General features: G+C 68.7%; 20 protein-coding genes and 1 pseudogene. 9 read left to right on the forward strand and 12 right to left on the reverse strand.

Going from position 1 to position 22,842, the window contains the following annotated elements; genetic code table 11:
• Positions 1 to 149: 149 nt before the first annotated feature.
• Positions 150 to 545: a contact-dependent growth inhibition system immunity protein gene (locus QF032_RS00785; protein WP_307038924.1), complete on the forward strand. Its 396-nt coding sequence runs from the start codon at positions 150 to 152 to the stop codon at positions 543 to 545.
• 45 nt (positions 546 to 590) lie between these two features.
• Here the strand turns inward: QF032_RS00785 and QF032_RS00790 are convergent, their stop codons facing one another.
• Positions 591 to 1,484 carry an IS5 family transposase gene (locus tag QF032_RS00790; RefSeq protein ID WP_307060128.1) on the reverse strand — a complete coding sequence of 298 codons (894 nt, stop codon included), beginning with the start codon at positions 1,482 to 1,484 and terminating at the stop codon, positions 591 to 593.
• A gap of 813 nt (positions 1,485 to 2,297) precedes the next feature.
• Between QF032_RS00790 and QF032_RS00795 the strand changes: the two genes are divergently transcribed.
• The 4 genes from QF032_RS00795 (at position 2,298) to QF032_RS00810 (ending at position 5,704) form a co-directional block, all read left to right on the forward strand.
• Complete coding sequence (locus QF032_RS00795; RefSeq protein ID WP_307054379.1) at positions 2,298 to 2,501, forward strand: cold-shock protein; 204 nt, start codon at positions 2,298 to 2,300, stop codon at positions 2,499 to 2,501.
• A gap of 313 nt (positions 2,502 to 2,814) precedes the next feature.
• Positions 2,815 to 4,308 (forward strand): DEAD/DEAH box helicase, encoded by a 1,494-nt coding sequence (locus QF032_RS00800; RefSeq protein WP_307054381.1) that lies wholly within the window; start codon positions 2,815 to 2,817, stop codon positions 4,306 to 4,308.
• A gap of 151 nt (positions 4,309 to 4,459) precedes the next feature.
• Positions 4,460 to 4,771: an SCO5918 family protein gene (locus QF032_RS00805; RefSeq protein WP_307039058.1), complete on the forward strand. Its 312-nt coding sequence runs from the start codon at positions 4,460 to 4,462 to the stop codon at positions 4,769 to 4,771.
• Positions 4,772 to 5,056: 285 nt separating this feature from the next.
• Positions 5,057 to 5,704, forward strand: a complete 648-nt coding sequence (locus QF032_RS00810) for an HAD family hydrolase (protein ID WP_307054383.1) — start codon at positions 5,057 to 5,059, stop codon at positions 5,702 to 5,704.
• Positions 5,705 to 6,332: 628 nt separating this feature from the next.
• Here QF032_RS00810 and QF032_RS00815 read toward each other — a convergent pair.
• The 8 genes from QF032_RS00815 to QF032_RS00850 all read right to left on the reverse strand — a co-directional run bounded on the left by QF032_RS00815 (position 6,333) and on the right by QF032_RS00850 (position 17,879).
• Positions 6,333 to 9,233, reverse strand: a complete 2,901-nt coding sequence (locus QF032_RS00815) for a glycoside hydrolase family 3 protein (RefSeq protein ID WP_307054385.1) — start codon at positions 9,231 to 9,233, stop codon at positions 6,333 to 6,335.
• An 84-nt stretch (positions 9,234 to 9,317) separates the two neighbouring features.
• Positions 9,318 to 10,328, reverse strand: a complete 1,011-nt coding sequence (locus tag QF032_RS00820; RefSeq protein WP_307039065.1) for a LacI family DNA-binding transcriptional regulator — start codon at positions 10,326 to 10,328, stop codon at positions 9,318 to 9,320.
• Between the two features lie 33 nt (positions 10,329 to 10,361).
• Complete coding sequence (gene yicI, locus QF032_RS00825; protein ID WP_307054387.1) at positions 10,362 to 12,617, reverse strand: alpha-xylosidase; 2,256 nt, start codon at positions 12,615 to 12,617, stop codon at positions 10,362 to 10,364.
• Between the two features lie 9 nt (positions 12,618 to 12,626).
• Positions 12,627 to 13,484 (reverse strand): carbohydrate ABC transporter permease, encoded by an 858-nt coding sequence (locus tag QF032_RS00830; RefSeq protein WP_306945650.1) that lies wholly within the window; start codon positions 13,482 to 13,484, stop codon positions 12,627 to 12,629.
• On the reverse strand, positions 13,481 to 14,449 hold the full coding sequence (locus QF032_RS00835; RefSeq protein WP_307039067.1) for a carbohydrate ABC transporter permease: 969 nt from the start codon (positions 14,447 to 14,449) through the stop codon (positions 13,481 to 13,483). The genes QF032_RS00830 and QF032_RS00835 overlap by 4 nt, the downstream gene beginning before the upstream one ends.
• Entirely contained in the window at positions 14,446 to 15,741 is a 1,296-nt protein-coding gene (locus tag QF032_RS00840) for an ABC transporter substrate-binding protein (RefSeq protein WP_307039068.1), read from the reverse strand. The genes QF032_RS00835 and QF032_RS00840 overlap by 4 nt, the downstream gene beginning before the upstream one ends.
• A 545-nt stretch (positions 15,742 to 16,286) precedes the next feature.
• On the reverse strand, positions 16,287 to 17,522 hold the full coding sequence (locus QF032_RS00845) for an MFS transporter (protein ID WP_307054389.1): 1,236 nt from the start codon (positions 17,520 to 17,522) through the stop codon (positions 16,287 to 16,289).
• Positions 17,523 to 17,675: 153 nt separating this feature from the next.
• Entirely contained in the window at positions 17,676 to 17,879 is a 204-nt protein-coding gene (locus QF032_RS00850; RefSeq protein ID WP_307039072.1) for a hypothetical protein, read from the reverse strand.
• Positions 17,880 to 18,064: 185 nt separating this feature from the next.
• On the opposite strand from QF032_RS00850, the gene QF032_RS00855 reads away from it, so the two are divergent.
• Complete coding sequence (locus QF032_RS00855; protein ID WP_307054391.1) at positions 18,065 to 18,349, forward strand: GNAT family N-acetyltransferase; 285 nt, start codon at positions 18,065 to 18,067, stop codon at positions 18,347 to 18,349.
• A gap of 340 nt (positions 18,350 to 18,689) precedes the next feature.
• Here the strand turns inward: QF032_RS00855 and QF032_RS00860 are convergent.
• A pseudogene (locus QF032_RS00860) lies at positions 18,690 to 19,068 on the reverse strand (RNA-guided endonuclease TnpB family protein); the annotation flags it as partial.
• Between the two features lie 183 nt (positions 19,069 to 19,251).
• Here QF032_RS00860 and QF032_RS00865 point away from each other — a divergent pair.
• Together QF032_RS00865 and QF032_RS00870 are read left to right on the forward strand one after the other, a co-directional pair.
• Positions 19,252 to 19,683 carry a cupin domain-containing protein gene (locus QF032_RS00865; protein ID WP_307039078.1) on the forward strand — a complete coding sequence of 144 codons (432 nt, stop codon included), beginning with the start codon at positions 19,252 to 19,254 and terminating at the stop codon, positions 19,681 to 19,683.
• 310 nt (positions 19,684 to 19,993) lie between these two features.
• Positions 19,994 to 20,821, forward strand: a complete 828-nt coding sequence (locus QF032_RS00870; protein ID WP_307054393.1) for an SCO6745 family protein — start codon at positions 19,994 to 19,996, stop codon at positions 20,819 to 20,821.
• 245 nt (positions 20,822 to 21,066) lie between these two features.
• Here QF032_RS00870 and QF032_RS00875 read toward each other — a convergent pair whose 3' ends face one another.
• Both QF032_RS00875 and QF032_RS40535 read right to left on the reverse strand, forming a co-directional pair.
• Positions 21,067 to 21,651 (reverse strand): SMI1/KNR4 family protein, encoded by a 585-nt coding sequence (locus QF032_RS00875; RefSeq protein WP_307054395.1) that lies wholly within the window; start codon positions 21,649 to 21,651, stop codon positions 21,067 to 21,069.
• Positions 21,652 to 21,924: 273 nt separating this feature from the next.
• Complete coding sequence (locus QF032_RS40535; protein WP_373430271.1) at positions 21,925 to 22,365, reverse strand: helix-turn-helix domain-containing protein; 441 nt, start codon at positions 22,363 to 22,365, stop codon at positions 21,925 to 21,927.
• Here QF032_RS40535 and QF032_RS00880 point away from each other — a divergent pair.
• Positions 22,364 to 22,828, forward strand: a complete 465-nt coding sequence (locus tag QF032_RS00880) for a LysR substrate-binding domain-containing protein (protein ID WP_373430457.1) — start codon at positions 22,364 to 22,366, stop codon at positions 22,826 to 22,828. The genes QF032_RS40535 and QF032_RS00880 overlap by 2 nt on opposite strands.
• The last annotated feature ends 14 nt before the right edge of the window (positions 22,829 to 22,842 follow it).

Genomic DNA, 22,842 nt, shown 5'->3' on the forward strand with positions numbered 1-22,842 from the left:
CACACCTCAGGACTCATCGACCCCAGCCACACCGGCTGCCTCCTTCGCATCGCATCCTCACCCATCGGGAATCCGTCTATAAACAGGCAAGACAGATGAAAACGACCTCTCAGACCGCGTTTGAGATCTGGTCGTAGGACAATCGATCGGTGACGCGCCCCTTGAATCGTGACTGCTCCCTTGAAGAGCTTGAACGCGACCGCTGGCCAGCCCCGTCAGCCGACGACACCCGTCTTGTCGCTACTGCACTCGCCTTGCGGCGTCGGCCGATCGGCGAGCTGACCGTCGAGGACATGCGCTTGTTGATCGGGCAGGACATCGGCCTGCCCCACCTCCTGCCACTGGCACTGGAGGTACTGCGGGACAACCCGATGGCAGAGGGGCACATGTACGAAGGCGATCTGCTGTCCGCGGTCCTCACCAGGAACCCATCAGTCTGGGCCGAGTGTTCCGAACTCAGCCGAGAACTTCGCGTGATCGTCTTGAAGCTGACCGGTTTGCCCCCTGACCTGCAGCAGAAGGTTGAACGCTTCCTGGCTCCATAGAGCACCGACGCAGGACGGTCCCCATCGAAGGGACGGCCGACAAATCTACGGAACGTCTCGCAGGAGCAAGCGCGGGCCCGGACGCGTCGCTGGTCGGCCACGGGTGAGTCTGCGGACCATAATGCCGATCATCGCCCAGCGGATCATGGTCTCCGACCGGGCCGGGCTGCTCTCGTAGTCACGCGCGAGACGGCGGTGAGCGGTGAGCCACGAGAAAGTGCGCTCAACCGCCCATCTCTTGGGCTGGACCTGGAATCCGCGCTGGTCCGGAGCTTTGCGCACGATCTCCAACTCACGGCCGAGGATCGTGCTTGACCACTCCACGAGGCGGCCGGCGAAGCCCTGGTCCGCCCAGATCTTCTGCACGCCCGGATGATCAAGGCGGGTCCACAGCAGTGAACGCTTCGCGCCATCGCGGTCCTGGATGTTCGCCGCGACCACGTGAACTGCCAGCAGCAGGCCCAGAGTGTCCGTGACGATGAACCGCTTGCGGCCCTTCACCTTCTTGCCCGCGTCGAAGCCCCGGCTGTCGGCAGGGACCGTATCGGCCGTGCGCACGGACTGCGAGTCGATCAGCCCGGCGCTCGGCTCCGCGTTACGGCCGTCAGCCTCACGGGCCCGGCCACGCAACGTGTCGTGGACCCGCTCGACGGTGCCGTCGTCATGCCACCAGGTGAAGTACCAGTACACAGTGGGCCAGGGCGGGAAGTCCTTCGGCAGCTGGCGCCAAGCGCACCCGGTCCGTACTACATAGAAGATCGCGTCCACGATCCGCCGACGTGGGTGCTTCTCCCGCCGTCCGCCCTTCGGCCCGACCCTCGCCGCCGGCAGTAATGGCTCGACCAGAGCCCACTGCTCATCCGTCAGATCCGACGGATACCCGTCCCCAGAGCCACTCACCCAAGGCCCAACGCCCCCTCCCGCCCCGGGACACGACAGATCTCAAACACGGTCTCAGACCGGAGCCGCGTCATCCAGCGGCCTGCGAGATCTTCGAGTTCGGCGGAACTCGCTTTGCCGAGCGCTCGGGTCAGCCGCTCCGGCAGAGCGAACACCTCGACGCCAGCGGAGCACCTCCGCGAGTACGGCCCCGCTTCGATTGACGGTGAAATTGTCGCGCTTGTCTGGGTGGCCGATTGCAAAGAGCGTCATCAACGGGACTGCCCGGCCACGCACCGCCGCCACGGCGTGGACGTGCAGGTAGTCACCGATCCTGGCGGCCGGCCTCTGTGGCATTCCAGGCCAGGCGCCCACTGCCGACCCGGCACCGGGCGTCGGCCCTCCGGGCGCACGGTGGCCCGATCCTGGGCAGCACGTGAGCAGGGCCGCGCCCGGCGACGGGCCGATGCGCCCGACGCCGGGCGAAGTGCGACGCCGCCGGGCGAAGTGCGACGCCGCCGGGAAGATCACACCGCTCCCGGCCGTGAACAGCCACCGCTCCTGCAGAAACACCGCGATCCCGGCCGGGAAAATATCTGTGACCCCGAGATGAGGATTTACCACGCCGCACGGGGAGCGTTTTTACCGCAACTGGCAGAGCGGAAATATCCTCCGTACACGACCTGCTACCTCATGCTACTGTTGATCTCAGTTGCAGTTGTGGTTCCCAAAAAACTTCAAGCTCCGTCGCCGGCATATCCCGGCCACCGGAAGCTTTCGTCATTGCCGGTTTTTCCCGGACGGGGCATCATCGCGGCGACCTGGTATCCGTGCATCACGGGTCCCGGCGTACTGCCCCAGAGGAGATATGACGTGGCATCAGGCATGGTGAAGTGGTTCAACGCAGCCAAGGGTTTCGGCTTCATCGAGCAGGAGGGCGGCGGCCCCGACGTCTTCGCCCACTTCTCGAACATCGCCGCCCGCGGCTACCGCGAGCTGCTCGAAGGCCAGAAGGTCACCTTCGACATCGCGGCGGGCCAGAAAGGCCCGACAGCTGAGAACATCGTTCTCGCCTGACGTCGGCGCACACTTCGCAGCTGGGGCCCGCATCCCTCGGGGTGCGGGCCCCAGCTGCGGACATTCCTGCCGTGGCGGCCCACCGCACGCGGCGATCCCTCACGGATGCGTGCTTCTTCGGAGCTGAACCGGCCGGCGTCCGGGATTCCATGACCACATGACGCCCCCGTTCCACCGCCTGCACCCCGCAGCGGGTCTCCACTGCACGCCATATTCACTTACACATTCCATTCCGGCCCGTTCTTGTGATTCCCCGCGCTGTTCTCCTGCTGCGGGAATTCCTTGATACGCGCCGTATCAAGGAAGGTTCTCCATGAACCCCACACGTACGAACGGCCGCTCCTCCCGCTCCCGCCGGACCGACGGACCCGCTTTCGCCCCCAGCACCGGTTCGAGGCAGGGCGGACGCTTCCGCTCGCCCACCTCGAGCCGCTCGGGCGGCCACGGCCGGCGGCCCGCAGCGGTCCAGGGAGAGTTCGCCCTACCGGAGACCATCACTCCCCCGCTGCCCGCAGTCGAGAGGTTCGCCGACCTCGACATGCCGGGGCCGCTGCTGGCCGCGCTGACCGCACAAGGTGTGAGCGTCCCGTTCCCGATCCAGGGCGCGACCCTGCCCAACACCCTCGCGGGGCGCGACGTCCTGGGCCGCGGGCGCACCGGCTCCGGCAAGACCCTCGCCTTCGGCCTGGCCCTGCTGGCCCGCACCGCCGGACAGCGCGCCGAGCCCGGCCGGCCGCTGGCCCTCGTCCTCGTGCCGACGCGTGAACTGGCCCAGCAGGTGACCGACGCGCTCACCCCTTACGCCCGCTCGGTGAAGCTGCGCATGGCCACCGTCGTCGGCGGAATGTCGATCGGCAGGCAGGCCAGTGCGCTGCGCGGTGGCGCCGAGGTCGTCGTCGCGACGCCGGGCCGGCTCAAGGACCTCATCGACCGCGGTGAATGCCGACTCAACCAGGTCGCGATCACGGTCCTGGACGAGGCCGACCAGATGGCCGACATGGGCTTCATGCCCCAGGTCACCGCGCTTTTGGACCAGGTCCGCCCCGAGGGCCAGCGGATGCTGTTCTCCGCCACCCTCGACCGCAACGTCGACCGCCTGGTCCGCAGCTACCTCACCGACCCGGTCGTCCACTCCGTCGACCCCTCCGCAGGCGCGGTCACCACGATGGAGCATCACGTGCTGCACGTCCACGCCGCCGACAAGCAGTGGGCGACGACGCAGATCGCGGCGCGCGAGGGCCGCGTGATCATGTTCCTGGACACCAAGCACGCCGTCGACCGGCTGACGCAGGACCTGCTGAACTGCGGTGTGCGGGCCGCCGCCCTGCACGGCGGCAAGTCACAGCCGCAGCGCACCCGAACCCTGACCCAATTCAAGACCGGGCACGTCACCGTGCTCGTGGCCACGAACGTCGCGGCCCGCGGCATCCACGTCGACCACCTCGACCTCGTCGTCAACGTCGACCCGCCGACCGACCACAAGGACTACCTCCACCGCGGCGGCCGTACCGCGCGCGCCGGCGAGTCCGGCAGCGTCGTCACCCTGGTCACTCCCCACCAGCGCCGCGACATGACCCGCCTCATGACCGCCGCCGGCATCGTGCCCCGGACCACGCAGGTCCACTCCGGCGAGGACGAACTCAGCCGGATCACCGGCGCCCAGGCCCCCTCCGGGATTCCGGTGACGATCACCGCGCCGGTGGCCGAGCGGCGTAAGCGCGGCACGGCCTCACGCGGTCGGCGCAGCCCCGCTGCGGCGGCCCGCCGCGTGGGCCTGCGGCAGTCCTCCCTCGACACGGCTGCCTAGGAAGTTCGTGATCCGCGCGTTCGGCCCCGGCCCGGCCCGGCTCACCGCGGTCCGGGCCGGCTCCGCCTGCACGGACACGTGCATCGTCGCCCGCTGAACCGCCTCGACCGCAACAGAACCCCCTCGTCGTTCCTTCTCCCTGTGAGGCATCATGCGCTGTGTCATCGCCCGCTTCCCGTTCGACCTCACCAAGAGCGGCGTCCTGGAATCGATGAAAGGCGTGAAGCCTGAGGAAGTCCTCGGCACGTCCGTGATCGTCGGCCGCCGCACCTACCCCGTCAAGCAGGTCGGGCAGGTGATCACACGCCAGGACCGCCGCGATTTTACTGCCGCCGAAGTCCTGCGGGCCATGACCCAGCTCGGCTTCACCTGCCGCGACGTCTCCCGGACCGCCGCGCCCGCACGCACTCTCGACCCGTACCAAGAGGCTTCCGCACTGCTCGGAGCCCCTGCGGCCGTCTGAGCGGCGCGCAGGCGCGAGCCGCCGCCCGAGCAGCGCTGAGGGTCCGACCGGAACACTCCGGCCGGACCCTCAGCGCGTGGCCGACGTGCGAAAGGCACCGCACCAACCCGGTGAATCCGACGTCGAAACATGGCGGAGTCCTTTTTTCCACCCCTACTACCGCTGCTGAGTGGCCCTGCAGAAGTCCATCCTTGACGATCCACAACTTCCGCTTCGCCGGCCGCGGGCCGCTGTCAGCCAGAAACTGACCTGCCTCGCAGCGGATCCCGTGATCTACTCCCGGTCATGCCGTTGTTGCTGCTGGACCTCGACAACACGCTTGTCGACCGGGACGCGGCCTTCCACGCCGCCGTCGCCGATTTCCTGGCCGTGCACGATTTGCCCAACTCCGACCTTCCGTGGGTGATGGCCATCGACGCAGGCGGCTACACCGCGCGTCGCGAGGTCGCCGCAGCCCTGACCGACCGATACGGCCACGTGGTGCCAACCGCCGCCGTCCGTGCCCTTCTCGACAGCGGCGCCGCCAACCGCGTTGTCCTGGCTCAGTCGGCCCGCGAGGCGCTGGGCAAAGCGCGGGCGCACGGCTGGACTTGCGTCATTGTCACCAACGGCCGCACCGTCCAGCAGGAGGCGAAGATCAGGAAAACCGGACTCGACCGACTGGTCCACAGCTGGGTCATCTCCGAAGCCGTCGGCCACAAGAAGCCAGAACCGGAGATTTTCCAAGCGGCAGCCGATGCCGTCGGTGTCCCCCTCCCAGGCGCATGGATCATCGGTGATTCACCCCACGCCGACATCGCGGGCGCCAGCACGCTCGGCCTTCGAAGCGTGTGGGTCACGGACGGACGTTCCTGGGCCCAGGACTCCTACCAACCCACGCATATCGCTGAGGACGTAGCCTCTGCGATCAGCCACGTTGTCAGAACGCCGTGATACGCACCGCCGTCCCCGCCCGCCGCAGTGATCAGGGGCCGCCGCGAGCAGTACCCCGTAGTACCGCAGTTCCCCCAGCAGTGAAGTCAGTAAACGGCATCTCGGTGAAGGCGTCGGCTGCGGACGCGCGCACCGGGAGGTTCGGCGGTGGGGTTCCAAGCCTCAGCAGATGCAGGACGGGCAACGGGGCCGGCTGCCGAGGAGCGGCGCTGTGACAGGCCGCGGAGCAGGTCGCATCACCAGCAGTGGGCAGAGAGCAGCACCAGCAATGAGGGAATGAACGGAGGATTCGCGCGCCATCAGGGTCGCCCGGGCGAAAGTCTTGAGCCCGCGTACCGCAGGACATCGACAGTGAGGCGGTCTCCGGTCGAGCAACCGCGATCCCAGCATCCCCGGCAGCAGTTCGGTCGGGTGTGCGGAGGCAGAAGGCCGGCGCAGGAGTAGGGCCGGTAGATGGTGCAGCCGTTCCTTCGGGCCCTGGGCCGTACGGCCCCAGGGCCCTCAATGCGTTCTGCCGAGAGGCCAGATGACAGCAGACGACTCGTACCGCCGCCTCGCCGAAGATGCCCGGTCACCGGCAGGCGGACGCCCTCTCGGCCGGGTCATCCGCCGCTGACCGGCCCACTACTCAGCGCAGGCTGAACGTCGACAAGCGCACCCCCTTGCTCAGCACCAAGTACACATCCGCACGACCCCTCGCTCCCGTCAGCGGAGCCGTCACCGTCTCGTACGTGTACGGGGACGACGTCCCGTCGAAGCGGACCGTTCCCACCAGTCGGCCCGTCGGTGAACCCAGCCGTACCTCCAGCGTTCCGGACGCGCCCGCCAGCTGGGCCGTCACCTCCGAAGCCCCTGACCGGAGCCGCGTGTCCGCGAACTTCAGCCACGCCCCGCCCGTCGTGGCCGACACCGCCGTCCCGCCGGCCTTGGACTCGTCGACCAGGCTGGTCGCGCTGTAGTCGTCGAAGTCTTCGGCTGACGTCACCGCCGACAGGTCCCGGGGCGGGATGGTCTCCCCCCGCACTTTCAGCGACGTCCGCGAGCGGATGTCCGTCGACGACGCGCCGACCATCACGTCGTACGTCCCCGATTCCACGACCCACTTCGAGCGCGTGACGTCCCAGTGCGCGAGGTCCGAATCCCGCAGCTTCAGACGGACCGTTTGCGTCTCGCCCGGCTTCAGCGACACCCGTTTGTACGCCTTCAGCTGCTTCAGCGGCTGCTTGTCGCGGGATTCCCGCTGGTGGACGTACAGCTGGACCACCTCGTCACCGGCCCGGCGGCCCGTGTTGGTGACCTTCACCTCATAACCGTCAAAGACCCGTTTCAGCCCGCCGTAGCGGAACGTCGTGTACGACAGTCCGTAACCGAAGGGGTAGAGCGGCTGCCCCTTGTAGTAGAGGTACGTCCGGTTCGACTTGATGATGTCGTAGTCCAGGATCGACGGCAGGTCCGCATCCGAGCGGTACCAGGTCTGTGTCAGGCGGCCCGCCGGGTTCGCGTCGCCGTACAGCAGGTCGGCCAGCGCGGTGCCGGTCTCCTGGCCCGCGTGCGTCGTCCACAGCAGGGCCGGGACCTCCTTCTGCAGCGCGCCCAGCGTGGTGGGGTAGCTGTTCTCGACCACGACCACCGTCTTCGGGTTGGCCTTGCGGACCGCCTTGACCAGCGCCTCCTGCGACGGGGACAGGCCCATGTCCGTGCGGTCGTGGGCCTCGCGCCCGTTGATCGCCGGCATCGAGCCGACCACCACGACGGCCGTGTCCTTGCCCTTGACCGCGGCGACCGCCTCGTCGACGCCGCTGCGGACCACGTCCTTCGAGTAGTGCGCGGCCTTGTCCTCGGCCACCAGGCCGAGCGTGCCGTCGGCGTCCACCGGGCCCAGGTACACCGGGTTCGACCACCAGGACTCGCCGGTCTCGTAGCCCGCGTACCGCAGCAGGTACGTCCCGTTGTCCTGCCGCTCCAGCTTGAACTGCTGCTGCACGAACCAGCCGTTCGGCTGCGTCTGGTCGTTGACGAAGTTCGACCAGTTGTAGCCGACGTACTTCCCGTTCGCGGCCGAGCGGAGGGCGACGACTCCCGAGCCCCAGTCGAACACGTCGAACTGCGCGCCGGATCCGTTCTCAGTCGTCTCCTTCAGCGGCGCACCCGCGTCCCCGGCCCCCGCCGTCACGTATTTACCGGTCGCCGTGTCCTTCAGCGTGATCCGGTCCACGCCCTCGCTGCTCGCTACGGACGTGCCGAGCTTGGCCTCGATGCCGTCCTTCGGCGTCACCGCGTACGGCAGACTGCCTGAGTACCAGTCGGTGTAGAGGGTGTCGGCGAGCGGGCCGACCACGGCCGCGCTCCCCGACTTCCTCAGCGGCAGCGCGCCGTCGTTCTTCAGCAGCACGGCCGCCTCGGTCGCCGCCTTGCGGGCCAGCGCTCGGTGCGCCGGGCTGTCGATGACGGACGCGTCGATGGAGCCGTACTTGCCGCCGCCGGGGTCGAACTCGCCGAGCCGCACCCGGATGCTCAGGACATGGCGTGCCGCGGTGTCGACGTCCGACTCCTTCAGCAAGCCCGACGACAGCGCCGACTTGAGCGCGGTCGTCGTCGGCCCGGAGTCCGTGTCGTTGTCGGTGAAGCTGTCGATGCCGGCCTTCAGCGCCGCCGCGTCCGCCTCGGTCTGGGTGCCGTAGTACTTCTGGCTGCCGACCAGGTTGCCGGGCGCGTAGGCGTCCGTGACGTTCAGCAGGTCCTGCGAGGTCCAGGTGCGCACGGTGTCGTTCAGGGCCGGGTTCACCGTGTTGGGGCGGCCGTTGACGAGGTTGTACGAGGACATGACGCCCGTCGTCGCGTCCGCCTCGATCGCGGGCTTGAACGCCTGCTCGTCGTACTCCTTCAACACGCGCGGGCGCAGTTGCGAGGATGTGGTGTCGCGGTGGATCTCGTTGTTGTTGGCGAGGAAGTGCTTGATGGTGGGTGCTGTCTTCAGGTGGTTCGGGTCGCCGCCCGTAAGGCCCGTGCCGTAGGCCGTGGCGATCGAGCCGGTGAGGTACGGGTCCTCGGAGTAGCCCTCCTCGTTGCGGCCCCAGCGCGGGTCCCGCAACGGATTCACCACCGGTGCCCACAGGTTGAGGCCCCAGCCGGCCGGGCGCTGCTGCTGGAAGCCGCGGGCCTCGTCGCCGACCGCCGAGCCGACCTGGCGGATCAGCGAAGGGTCCCAGGTGGCGGCGAGCCCGATCGCCTGGGGGAAAACCGTCGTCTTCCCGAGCCAGGCCACGCCGTGCAGGGCCTCGGTGCCGGTGCGGAAGGACTGGATGCCGAGGCGGGGGATAGCGGGTTCGTACTGGTGGAGGAGGGAGATCTTCTCGTCGAGAGTGAGGCGGGAGAGGAGGTCGTCCACGCGCTGGTCGACAGGGAGGTTCGGGTTGCGGAAGGGGTAGGCGGGGTCGTCGGCCTGGGCGGGGACGGTGGCGCCGAGTCCCGCGATCAGGGCGAGCGCCACGACCAGGGTGGTTCTGCGTCTTCCTCGCGTGTCATTCATGCCACGGCTCCTTCTCATCAGGGCCTTGCAACGTGATGAAACGGGTCGAACTGCCGGGTCTCGCGGCTTCGAGCCTTCCGGGCTTCAGGGTGCTGAGCGCGGTGCGGTGCTCGCGCGGAGCGTGAGGTGCGGGGCGAGGAGGGTGGCTTCCGGAACGGCCGACCCACCCAGCTTCTTCGTCAGCAGCTCCACCGCCCGCTCACCCACCTCGGCGGACGGGACGGCGACGGACGTGACCGGCACCCGGGCGTCGGCGGCCTGCTCCTCCGGGCAGATGGCGGTGACGGACATATCGCCGGGTACGCGCAGGCCGAGTGACTCGAAGGCGTCGATCAGCGGCTCGAGCACCGCCTCGTTGTGCACGACCACCCCGGTCAGCGCGGGCTGCTCGCGCAGCAGCCGCTCGGCGACCCCGCGCGCGGCGGCCGGCGCCGCCTCGCAGGGGTGCACCGACGACACCAGCCGGTGCCGGTCGGCCGCCGCGGTGAACCCCTGCACCACCCGCTGCGCGAACCCGGTCCCCCGCACGTACACCTCCGGCGGCGACCCGACCAGCGCGACCACCCGGTGCCCGAGTCCCACCAGGTGCTCCACGCACAGTTCGCCCGCCGCTATGAAGTCGAGGTCGATGCAGGTCAGCCCCTGCGCGGAGGCAGGGAACCCGATCAGCACGGACGGCCGGTTCAGGGCCCGCAGCAGCGGCAGCCGCGGATCGTGCAACTGAACGTCCATCACGATCAGCGCGTCCACCAACGCCGTGTCCGCTACGCGCCGCAGCCCGTCCTCGCCCTCCTCCTGGGTGAGCAGCAACACGTCGTGGTCGTGCCGGCGCGCGGCCGTGACGACGGCCACCGCGAACTGCATGACCACCGGGACGTTGATCCCGGAGCGCAGCGGCATCACCAGCGCCAGCACGTTGGACCGGCTGCTGGCCAGCGCGCGGGCGCCGGCGTGCGGGCGGTAGCCCAGCTCGCGGATGGCCTCCTCGATGCGCAGCCGGGTCTCCTCGGAGATGGGACGCTTGCCGCTGAGGGCGTAGGAAACGGTGCTGGGGGAGACCCCCGCGTGCCGGGCCACGTCCGTGATCTTCACCATGTCAGTCCAGCTCCTGTGGGGGGCGAGGAACCATCACTCCGAGTCCACCTCCAGCGAGAGGAACCCGGTGCCCGCCGCCGCGCGGGCGGTCCGCTCCCCGCTCGCAAGGCTCCAAGGCGCCCGGGGATCACTGCAGGAGGCCCGCAGTGTCTTCCCCTCGCGTACGACCGTGAAGGTCACGTCCCCGACCGGCACCGTCACCTGCGCGCCCTGCTCCAGCCCGAACGCGCGCAGGGTGACCCCGTCGGCGTACGGATAGTCGGGGCGGTCGTCCACCGCGCCGACCGGGATCACCGCACCCGGCCTGACCAGCAGCGGAACACTGGAGAACCCGTGCCGCTCGCGCGCCCAGCGCGGTCCGGTCACCGTCCTCCCGGTCAGGTAGTCGGTCCACGTGCCCTCGGGTACGTAGTAGGAGACGTCCCCCTCGTCGCTGAAGACCGGCGCGACGAGCAGGTCCGGGCCGAGCATGTACTGCCGCTCCAGGTGCGCACAGCCGGGGTCGTCCGGGAACTCCAGCACCATCGCCCGCATCACCGGCACGCCCTCTTGGGCGGTGCGCGCGGCCTCGTACAGATACGGCATCAGGCGCAGTTTGAGCCGGGTGAAGTGCCGCAGCACGTCCACGGACTCCTCGTCGAACAGCCACGGCACCCGGTAGGAGGAGCTGCCGTGCAGCCGGCTGTGCGAGGACAGCAGCCCGAAGGCCAGCCATCGCTTGAACAGCGCCGGCGTCGGCGTGCCCTCGAAGCCGCCGATGTCATGGCTCCAGAACCCGAAGCCCGACAGACCGAGGCTGAGCCCGCCGCGCAACGACTCGGCCATCGACTCGTACGTGGCCTCGCAGTCGCCGCCCCAGTGCACGGGGAACTTCTGGCTGCCCGCGGTCGCCGAGCGGGCGAAGACCACGGCCTCCTGCTCACCGCGGTGCTTGCGCAGCACCTCGAAGACGGTGCGGTTGTACAGGTACGTGTAGTAGTTGTGCATCCGCTCCGGGTCCGAGCCGTCCGCGTAGGCCACGTCGACCGGGATGCGCTCCCCGAAGTCGGTCTTGAAGCAGTCGACGCCCTGGGTGAGCAGCGCCTCCAGTTCGGCGGCGTACCAGGCACGGGCGCCCGGGCTGGTGAAGTCGACCAGGGCCATGCCCGGCTGCCACAGGTCCCACTGCCACACACTGCCGTCCGGCCTCTTCAGCAGATGGCCAAGGGCCTTGCCCTCGGCGAACAACGGCGAGCGCTGCGCGATGTAGGGGTTGATCCACACGCTTACCCGCAGCCCGCGCTCCTTCAGGCGGGACAGCATGCCCTCCGGGTCGGGGAAGACCCGCGGGTCCCACTGGAAGTCGCACCAGTTGAACTCGCGCATCCAGAAGCAGTCGAAGTGGAAGACCGACAGGGGCAGTTCGCGTTCCTTCATGCCGTCGATGAAGGAGGTGACGGTGGCCTCGTCGTAGGAGGTGGTGAAGGAGGTCGACAGCCATAGGCCGAACGACCAGGCGGGCGGCAGGGCCGGGCGGCCGGTGAGGGCGGTGTACTTGCGCAGGATGTCCTTCGGGGTGGGCCCGTAGATGACGTAGTACGTCAACTGCTGGCTTTCCACGCTGAACTGGACCCGCGACACCGCCTCCGAGCCGACCTCGAAGGACACCTTGCCCGGGTGGTCGACGAAGACGCCGTAGCCCGCGTCCGTCAGGAAGAACGGGACGTTTTTGTAGGCCTGTTCGGTGGCGGTGCCACCGTCCGCGTTCCAGATGTCGACGACCTGGCCGTTCTTCACCAGCGGCCCGAAGCGTTCACCGAGGCCGTACACCGACGTGCCGACCCCGAGGCCCAGCTGCTCGCGCAGGTAGTGGCCGCCGGTGGCGTCTCGCATGATGCCCATGTTCTTGGGGCCGCTGGTGGTGAGGGTGCGGCCGTGGGCGATGAAGTCGACGTGCCAGGGGCCGGTGCGTGTGACCCGGACGGAGAGGACGCCCGCGGTGAGAGTGGCCGTCTCCTCGTCGTACTCGGCGTGCGGGGTGAAGGCGTCGTCCCGCTGGATGTCGAACCTTGGCCCCCGGGGCTGTTCGCCCTCGAAGTGCGTGAAGGTGAGGCCGATGACGTCCGGCATGGGAGCGTGCGCGCTGATCGTCACGACCGGTCCCTTCAGCAGGTCGCCGCGGTGGCGGATGGGCTGGGTCGGGGCGTGGATCTCAAGGGCTCCCGGGGGCGTGGTCACGTCCAGGACCTGCACCGGATGGGCTGCGGTGACGCCTTCGCGCAGCAGCCAGTAGCCGTCGGTGAACTTCAAGCGTGCCCCCTACTTGACGGCGCCCACGGCGATGCCGCGGGTGAGAGTGCGCTGGAAGACGAGGAAGAAGACGATGGCGGGCAGGACGCCCAGCAGGGCTGCCGCGTTGGTCATCGTGGCGTCCATCAGGCGCTGGCCCTGCAGGACGCCGAGCGCCACCGACACCGTCTGGTTGTCGTTGGAGATCAGCATGACCAGGGGCAGCAGGAACTCGTTCCACGTCCAGATGAAGAAGAAGACGAGCAGCACCCCGATCGTGGGCCGGCTGACCGGGACCACGATCCGCCACAGCACCTGCCACTTGTTCGCCCCGTCGATCCGGGCGGCCTCGATGATCTCGCGCGGGAACTGCCCGAGGACCGAGGAGAGCAGATAGGTGCCGAAGGCTGCCTGGATCACCGTGAAGACGATGATCACGCTCAGCCGGGTGTCGTAGAGGCCGGCCTGCTTGCTGAGGTAGTACAGCGGGTAGACCAGCGCCTCCTGCGGCAGCACGTTGGCGAGCACGAAGAAGGCCAGCACCCAGGTGCGTCCCTTGATGCGGCCGATGCCGATCGCGTACGCGTTCAGCACGGACAGGACCGCTGCCAGGACGGCCACCGAGCCGCTGATGAGAACGGAGTTGAGGAGCTTCTGGCCGTAGTCGACGCGCTGCCAGAAGTCCTTCAGACCGTCCAGGTACAGGCCATTCGGCAGGCTCAACGGCCCGTGCTGGGAGTATTCGGCGGGCGACTTCACGGCGTTGACGGCGACGATCAGGAACGGCAGCACCATGAACAGGGCCGCGATGGACAGGGCGACGAGGACCGGGGAGCGGCCGAGGGCCGTGCGGCGCCGGGTGCGGATCTCGGTGCGTACGGCGGTCATGCGCGGGCTCCTTCCTCGGCGTCCTCGGCGCGGGTCTGGAGCTTCAGGCCCACCATCGCGAGGAGCAGGATGATCACGGTGAGGACGGTGGAGATCGCGGCACCGTACCCGGCCTGCGTCTTCTCGAAGAAGGTGGTGAAGGAGAAGTAGGACGGGACGTCGGTCGCCCCGCCGGGGCCGCCCTTCGTCAGCACGTACACCGCCCCGAACACCTTCAGCGCCGCGACCGTGCACCAGGTCAGCACCACATAGATCTCCGGCCTGATCTGCGGCAGCGTGATGTGCCGGAAGCGGCGCCACCAGCCGGCGCCGTCCAGTTCGGCCGCCTCGTACAACTGCGGGTCGACGCGCTGGAGTCCCGCCATGAAGACGACCAGCGGGAAACCGAGCTGCACCCACACCATCACCCCCATCACGCTGTAGAGGGCGACGTCCGGGTCGCCGAGCCAGTCCTGCTGCCAGGAGCCGAGACCGACCGCCTTCAGCAGCGCGTTCAGCGAGCCGTCGTCGGGGGCGAGGATCCAGCTCCAGACGATGCCCGCCACCGCGATCGGCAGCACCTGCGGCAGGTAGAAGCAGGCGCGGAGCACGGCGGCGACCTTGCTGCCGAAGTGCTTGCCGATGTAGTCGAACAGCGCGGCGGCGAGGACGAGTCCGATCATCGTCGGCACGGCCGCCATGGCGACGACCATGAACAGACTGTGCCGGAACGACGCCCAGAACTCGCTGTCGTCCAGCAGTCGGCGATAGTTGTCGAGCCCGGTCCACTTCGGCGAGCCGATGCCGCTCCACTCGGTGAAGCTGACGCCCGTGTTCATCAGGAACGGGACGATGATCACGGCGAGGAACGCCAGCACGCCGGGGAGCAGGAAGAGCGCGTACGAGTTCTGGGAGCGGGGGCGGCGAGGACCGGGGTGCGGACGCTTGCCGACGGCCCGCGCGCCCCGTTCGACGGTGATCGTCACTGCTTCGGCGCGCCCTGGTCGTACGCCTTCTGCAGCGCGCTGAGGTAGGCGTCGGGCTGCTCGCTGCCCGTGATCAGCTTCTGCGTCTCGGAGACGAGGGTGTCGTAGAAGCCGGGGACGGGCCAGTCGGGGTAGAAGGCGAGGCCGTCACGCTGGGAGAGCGTGTTGAAGTCGGCGATGAGGGTCTTGGACCGCGGGTCGGTGATGGCGTTCGGGTCGGCCGCGACCGGGACGCCGCCCTTGTTGCCCAGAAGGTTCTGGATCTTCGGCGACATGGTGATGTCGATGAAGTCGTAGGCGAGGTCCTTGTTCTTGGCGCCCTTGGGCACGACCCAGAGGTTGCCGCCGGAGCCGAGGGTGAGGTTGGAGCCGGGCCAGAGCATGGTGCCCCAGTCGAACTTGTTCTCCGTCTTGAAACGCCCGTACCACCAGCTCCCGCTGAACAGGATCGGATTCTTGCCCTGGGTGAAGGCGACGCCCGCGTCCTCGGCCTTGGCGCCGCTGGACGTCTTGCTGATGTAGCCCTTCTTCACCCAGTCGGCGAAGGTGGTCGCGCCGTACGTCCAGGCCGCGTCGTGGAAGTCGGTCTTGCCCTTGTACAGCTCGTACTTGTCGACCCAGGAGCGGTCGGCCTTCGACAGCGCGAGCTGGTAGAGGTACTGCTGGGCCATGTACTCGGCACCGGAGTTGGCGAGCGGGGTGATGCCCTTGGCCACGAACTTGTCCATCGCGGCGGTCAGGTCGTCGAACGTCTTCGGCTCGGCTATCCCGTACTTGTTGAACAGGTCCTTGTTGTAGAAGACCATGGTGTATTCGGCATAGTTGGGCACTCCGTACCACTTGCCGGAGCTCATGACGCCGTTGGCGTCGTACTGGCTCGTGGTCTTCACACCCGCGCTGAGCTTCTTGTCCCAGCCGCGCTTGGCGACCTCATCGGTCAGATCGGTGAGAAGTCCCTGCTTGGACAGCAGGCCCGCCGTCGCGTTGCCCTTGTTGTACTCCATGATGTCGGGTGCGTCGGAGGAGTTGAGCACCATGGGCGCGGTCTTCTGGATCTGTTCGAAGCCCTTCTCCTCGAACTTCACCTTCACGCCCGGGTGCTTGGCCTCGAACTCCTTGATGGCCGCGTTCCAGGCGGCGCCCATCGCGCTGTCAGGTCCCTCGTAGTGCCACAGCTTCAGCGTCTTGCCGTCGGAGGATCCGCTGTCCGAGCCACCGCAGGAGGCCAGAAGCAGGGATCCGGAAAGGACCACCGCGGCCGTCGCCACCACACGCCGTCGTGCTGTCAACATCCAGTGCCTCCGGGGAGTCGGATGGGTATCGGAGCCATCACGCACGAATCATCGAATCGTTTCGATGCGTGATGTCGAAGCGCTTCGACGGGGGAAGGTATGTGGACGGTGTGAGCGCGTCAATGGGGGGCGCACGAATCGGTCCGGATTCCTTCGACCGCCCTGTGTCCGAGGGTGATCGCCATGGCGAGTCCCGAGGCGGTCGTGGGGAGGGCGAAACCGCCGGTCGGAGGCAAGTGCTCCACCGCCCAGCCACCGGTGGCGGAATCCGCAGGCCATGCCCCGAGCAGAGCCGTCACGGCGAGGGTCACGCCCTCGTTCGAGCGGCTCTGGCTCGATCAGCCCTGACTGGCGGGCGTGGATGATGTCCGCGCAGCTTGCGGGCCGCGCCGGGCTGCACCACGGCACGCGGCCTTCGCCGTCCGTGACCACCATGGACTGACGGCGTTCTGCTGGTTCTTGGCGCAGATGAACTTGTCGCGAACCTTGCCTCCGGCGGCGGGACACGTCCTTGCCTCCGGCGGCGGGACACGGCCGGGCCTACGTCACTCGGACGGCGAACGCGGACGGGCCTCCCCCGGCGGACCCACCCCCGCCGGTCGTGGCCGCAGGGCGGCGGCCGTCAGAGTGACGAACAGGGCGAGGACCACGGGAATGATCAGGGCCCATGCCAGGCCGGTCAGCTCCGCTACGGCACCGATGAGCAGCGGCCCGGTCAGGAAGCCCAGGTAGCCGATGCTGGCCACGCGGGCGAGCGCGCGGCCGGCGTGCGTCGGGTCGCGGCTGCCGGCGGCGGAGAACACCTGCGGCGCGATGCAGGACAGACCGGCACCGAGACAGCCGAAGCCGACGATGCCTGCCAGCGGATGGCCGACGAGCAGCGCGGCGCCCAGGCCGACCGCCGCGACGGCACCGCAACCACGGACCAGGGCTACCGGGCCGACCCGCGCAGTCAAACGGTCCCCGACGAGGCGGCCGGCCACCATCATGATCGAGAACGCGGCGTACGCCGCGGCCGCGAACCCGGCTCCACTACCCAGCGTGTCGCGCAGATAGACGCTGCTCCAGTCGGCCGCCGCGCCCTCTCCGACCAGGCAGCAGAAGACCAGGATCCCGAGGAACGGTACTCCGGCCGAAGTGGCGGCGCTCCGCTGTGGACGGTCGTCTCCGGTCTCGGAGCGGTCCCGGGTCACCGATGAGACGTCGGCGGCGGGCAACGCCCAGCGTGCCGTCCACAGGGCGGCCGCGCCGACGGCGGCGCCGACGGTGAGAAATGTGGTGGATGCGGCGAAACCGGCATGGGCGGACAGGCCACCGGCCGCCGCCCCGACGAAGCCGCCGATGCTGTAGATCGCGTGGAAGGACGACATGAGCGGCCTGTCGGCGGCGCGTTCCACATCGACGGCATTGGCGTTCATGGCGATGTTGAGGGTGCCGTGAACGGCGCCGAACGCGTAGAGGGCGACGGCGAGGGTCACTACGTCGCCCGCCATGGCGGGCAGGATCAGGAACAGTCCCTCGACGAAGACCATCGGGACCAGCACCGTACGGCTGCCGTGCCGGTCGAGGAGACGGCCGACGACCTGCATGCCGGTGATCGCGCCGGCTGCGAAGGCGAGCAGCCCGACAGCCAACTGTCCGTCCCCGAGGTCGAGCCGCTGCTTGATCGCGGGGATGCGGGAGGTCCAGGCGCCCAACGCCGTCCCGAAAGCCAGGAAGGCCAGCGACGTCGCGACGCGGGCTCGATGCAGGACGGTCCGATGGTCACGGATCCGGGTCATGAGACCTCCAGTTGCGCCGTCGGCCGCGGCCACGGAGCGGGATATCAGGGCCACCACCGCGATGTCTCCATCACAGGGGCATGGTCACGGTGCCGTAGCCGCAATGTCGGCGTTGCAGTGTCGGCGTTGCAGTGTCGGCGTCGCCCGAGTCGATCAGGCGTTGTCGAGGCGGTGCCGCAGCTCGTCGTCCCGCTCCAGGTCCAGCGCGCCGAGGCACCCGTCGAGTTGGCTCACCGAGCTGACGCCGAGCGCCAGTAGCACCGGCGGTTTGCCGCGCAGTGGCCAGGCGAGTACCACCTGGTTCCGCGTCGCACCCAGTTCCTTCGCAACGTCGGCCAGTGATGTGCGGGTTCGCACCGTACTCGACTCCCGGGCGCGGTCGCAGGTAGATGTGGCGCTGCTGGACGCAGCCGAAGCCCGGCAGGCCTCCAGCCGTGGCGATCTCACGGGCGCGGGCCACGCGCCAGGCCGCGTGATAACAGACGATCTCGGCAGGACCCGCATGCAGCACCCCGCCCTCGCCGCTTCGATAGCCTCGGCCCATGGTCTTCGACCTCCAGCCTTGCCTGAGCGGCGCGCTCGTGAACGTCAGGCCGCTGAGTGAGGAGGACTGCGATGACCTGTACGCAGTCGCCTCCGATCCGCTCGTCTGGGAGCAGCATCCAGCCCCTGACCGCCACCTCAGGGAGGAGTTCACTCGCTTCTTCCGTGATGCGCTGGCCTCCGGGGGCGCTCTCGCGGTGATCGACAGGAAGAGCGGTCAGCTGATCGGCTCCTCCCGTCGGGTCACCGTCTCCGTGCTGGCCACCGCCTACCGGCCTCGGTGACCACGAGCGGGCGCATGCGCCTGCTGACCGATGAGCAGTCGGCACGCTATCCATCATGTGGGAGAAGCTGCTTGATCCACTGTGAGACAACAAACCGTGACCGCTCTTCGGAGGAGCTTGAGCGCGACTGTTTGGCCCACCCCGCAGGCTGATGCAAGTCGCCTTGTCTGCGAGAGCGCATGACTTGCGGCGTCAGCCGATCGGCGAGCCGACCGTTGAGGACCGTGCGTCTACTGATCGGGCAGACCTGCTGCGCATACAAGTCCGGAGCAGTTCGGGGATGACGGCGCAGATACCGATCTCTACGAGCATCATGGCTGTCCTTGACTTCCTCCCCCGCCTAAAGGCGGGGGATTCCAGCGGTCGCCCGCTGGGGTTCCTGCTTCACCGACGACCGCCCCGTCCGGGAGGACTCCCGTTGAGGTCTTACACCGTCTCCACAGGCAGACGCCGCCAGCCCGGCGGCCAGGATGTTGCGTGCCGCGTTCACGTCGCGGTCATGCACGACGCCGCAGTCCTCGCACGTCCACTCGCGGACGTTCAGCGGCGTCTTCGCCGCGACCGTACCGCAGGCCCCGCACAGCTTCGAGCTGGGGAACCACCGGTCGATCACGACGAGTTCGCGCCCGTACCAGGCGCACTTGTACTCCAGCATGGAGCGCAGGTCCGTCCAGGCCCGCGTCCGAGACGGCGCGCGCGAGCCTGCCGTTCTTCAGCAGCCCGCTTGACCTGCTGCGTCACGCCTCACACCGTATCAACTACCCTGCGGGCGACGGGCTGTCGGTCGGTGGTCAGTGGACGCCGGTCCGCTCTGGCTGCGAACCGGCTTTCCCTGCCGTGCTCCGCAGGAGCTTCGTTTCCTCCCTGCCTGAAGGCAGGGGTATCCACGAAGGAGAGACCCGATGAATGAGATCTCCGAGCTGGTCAGTCATCTGGGGCTGGAGCCGCACGTCGAAGGCGGGTGGTTTCGGCAGACCTGGCGGACCGGCCCAACAGCGGTTCCGGACGGGTACACGGGGCCCCGCCCCTTCGCGACCGGCATCTACTTCCTCCTGCACCCCGGTGAGGTGTCCCGTTGGCACCGGGTGCGTTCGGACGAACTGTGGCTGTGGCACCGGGGCGGCCCGCTGACACTTCGGCTCGGCGGAAACGGAGCCGCTCCGCAGGAGGCTGCCATCGCTTCCATGGGGCCGGACATCGAGAGCGGGCAGCAGCCGCAGTTCCTCGTGCCCGCCGGGGTCTGGCAGACCGCACAACCAGCGGGTGACCAGCCGGTCCTGGTGTCCTGCATTGTCGCTCCCGGCTTCGAGTACGAGGACTTCGAGATGCTGTGACGCCGCACGAGCCCGGATTGCCGAGAGCTGGTCTTGCGGGGTGTGCGTCCAACGGGCGTCTCGACCGGGTGATCGCAGCTGGCCGAAGACACGAGAACAGGCCTTGGCAACTCGGGTTGCGAAGCCGGGCTCCTCGAGCCGACGCACCCTCGTTGCCCTTGAGCACCTGACGCTCAAATCGGACCAGAACCCGCTCTCGCCTGCACAGCCGCACGGACGCCAGCCCATCCGCGCTGTTTCGCTTCGGTCGCCGATGAGTTTCGGTCTGCCGGATGGTCCAAGTCGGCACACCTGACAAAGGGAGAAACCGATGACTCACATCGCCCGTCGCATGTTCGAGCTCCTTGAGCCGATCTGCCTGGTCACCTACTTCGCCGACGAGTGCAACCAGGAACTGACCGCACTCGGCCACCGCACCTACTGGGACGGCTATTTCGCCAGCCGCGCCGCACCACTGGGACGGGTACCGGCCCAAGTCGTGCACGCGGCCTTCTACAACTTCGCCGACGGGGAAGCCGCCCGGCACATCCCCAGCGCCTGGGCGACGATCCCGCCCGAGGCCTCCGTCGCCGCGCGGGAGCGGGGCAGCACGGCCTCCCTACGGCGCATTCTCGGCGACGAGCTGGCCGACTCCCCGGGCCTGGTGCGTGCCGCAGACCTGACCACCAAGGCCGCTACGAGCGCCCCCACCGAAGGCCGGGTGATGTACGCCGGCATGCGCACCCTCGAGGTACCCAGCGACCCCGTCGCCCGACTGTGGCATTCCGCGACCATGCTGCGCGAGCACCGCGGCGACGGGCACATCGCCGCCCTCGTCGGCGCGCGTATCGGCGGCACGGAGGCCCACGTGCTCTCTGCTCTGGAACAGGGCATCCACCCCCCAGAGTCTTTCGGACGCATCCATCACCTGCCGAAAGAGCGCCTGGCCGCGGTCATGGACGGCATGCGCGAACGCGGACTCATCGACACCGACGGCCACTTCACCGACGCCGGCCGCGCGGCCAAACAGCGCATCGAAACGTCCACCGACGAACTCGCCGCCCCGCCCTACGACGCCCTGTCCCCCGCCGAACTCGACGAACTGATCACCGAGCTCGAACCCATCACCGCGACCCTGGTGGCCACAGGCTCGCAGTGACACGCAGTGACGAACCTCCCCGCACCTCTCCGGCCGGGCGTCGTCTGCGCTGAAAGGCGTTCCGCGGGTCCGAAGGGGGGCCCTGCCGGCTCTCAGGTCCTTCCTGATGGGATGTCCGCGCCCCCCGTCCGCCAGCAGCGGCACGGTCCTCGCCCACCGGGCGTCAGTCAACCTACACACATGGACCAGCGATCGGACGATCGATCTGAGGGCAACGGCTGGGCCGCCTCTCTCGGATCGCCTCCCTAGGCATCCCCGAACCACGGGCGGCCCTGGGCCCAGTGGGTCGCCCAGCCCGTGAAGCCGGGAATGCCGGGCATCAGGGCGTCGGGTGACTGGGGGCCGAAGGGTATCGCGCCCTCACCGGCGATCTGCCAGACGTGACCGCGCTGCGGACCGGTGACGATCAGGTGCCAGTACATGCCGCAGCCGTCGGTGCCCAGCAGCAGTGAGCCGTGGTCGAACACGGCGTCCGTCCGGGCCTCGAACTCCTGCTCCGACAGTGCCTCTTCGTCGTCCTCCCACAGCCATGCCGCCGTGAGCGGAAAGGGCTCGGCGAGCCGGCGCTCGGCGCGATCCGAGCCCCAGTCCGGGGGTGTTTGCGCGAGGGGCAGCAGACCGTAATAGGGCGGTCCGGCGCGCAGCCCGTCGCAGATCTCCGCCACGAACGTGCGGTACGGCTCCGGCAGCACGATGCCGTGCTCCGCCTCGAAGGATTGCACCGCCTCCCAACCGGCCGGCGGCGCGGCCTCGGGACGGGACGCGAAGATCTCGCCGAGGGCGGCCAACTCGCCCGGGTCGCATGTTTCCGTGTTCATGCCGATCATCATGCAAGATCCGAATCAAAGAGTTCTGTGGTGGGATCGCAATGGGTATGTCAGCGGCCCGACCACGCCATACGTCCGCGGTGACCTGGGCCGGCTCCAGTGCGCTGTAGAAGCCGGTGCGGCGCGACACCTACCGCTGCACTTCGCGCAGCACGGGGGGCTTCGTCGCGCAAGTGTCAGGCTTCGCGCTCGTATTGGTGGTGACGTCCGGTCACAGAGACGGGGAGGCGGTCAGCGCGCCGACGAGCTGGGCGAATTCGGTACGTTGCCGGTGCGTCAGTGTGACGTAGAGCGACGCATGCAGCTCGTCGGTGAGGCGCTCGGCATGCCTCCATCGGGGATCAGGGGTACGGCGACGGGACGGGGCTTCGGCCAGCCGTGGTGCGCCGCCTCTTCGACACCCAGGTTGATGATCATCGCCTCTCTGGCACTCAGTCCGCTCTGGCACACCGCCGCCAGATGGCAGGCACCACGGGGTTCCCACAGCACGTGTACGCGCTGCATGGCCGCTCCGACCGGGTCGCCGGCGGGGCAGGGCTGCGCACGCCAGCCCGCGGACAGGGGCAGCGCGTCGGCGTCGGCAGGAGTGGATCTGCTGCGCCCCGACGGGCGAACGGTGGCCCTGACGGAGTCGGGCCGGATGCTTCTCCGGCACGCCGACCGGATCCTCGACGCCGTGCAGGAAGCCGAGAGCGCCGTCGCGGCGGTCAAGGGCATGGTCGGCACCACCGCCACCCTCGCCGCGTTGCCGTCGACCGTCGCCCGGATCGTGGCCCCCGCACGGACCGGGCTGGGGTCGGACCACCCCCAGCTCGCCCTGACCTGTCTCGTCACCGACCAGGCGCACCTGAGGGAACTCACGCTCGGCACGGTTGATGTGGTGCTGGGACAGCGCTATCACCACCTACCCGATGCCCCACCCCGCCGTATCGAGCTGTGCGCGCTTCTCGAGGATCCGCTGCTCGTCGTCACCGCTGCCGACCGAACCGACGGGCGGCCCGTCACCCTTCGGGAACTGGCAACGCACAGCCTCGCGGTGCCGCCGCCGACCACAGTGCGCGGACAGGCCGTCCTGCAAGCCTGCCACCAAGCCGGCTTCACCCCCACGGCGCGCCACGTCACCGCCGACATCGCCGCTACCGCGGGCAGGAAGAGGACCACACCGACGTCGACTGCGTGACAAATGTCAGTGAA

Source organism: Streptomyces achromogenes, assembly GCF_030816715.1.
Classification (GTDB): Bacteria; Actinomycetota; Actinomycetes; order Streptomycetales; family Streptomycetaceae; genus Streptomyces; species Streptomyces achromogenes_A.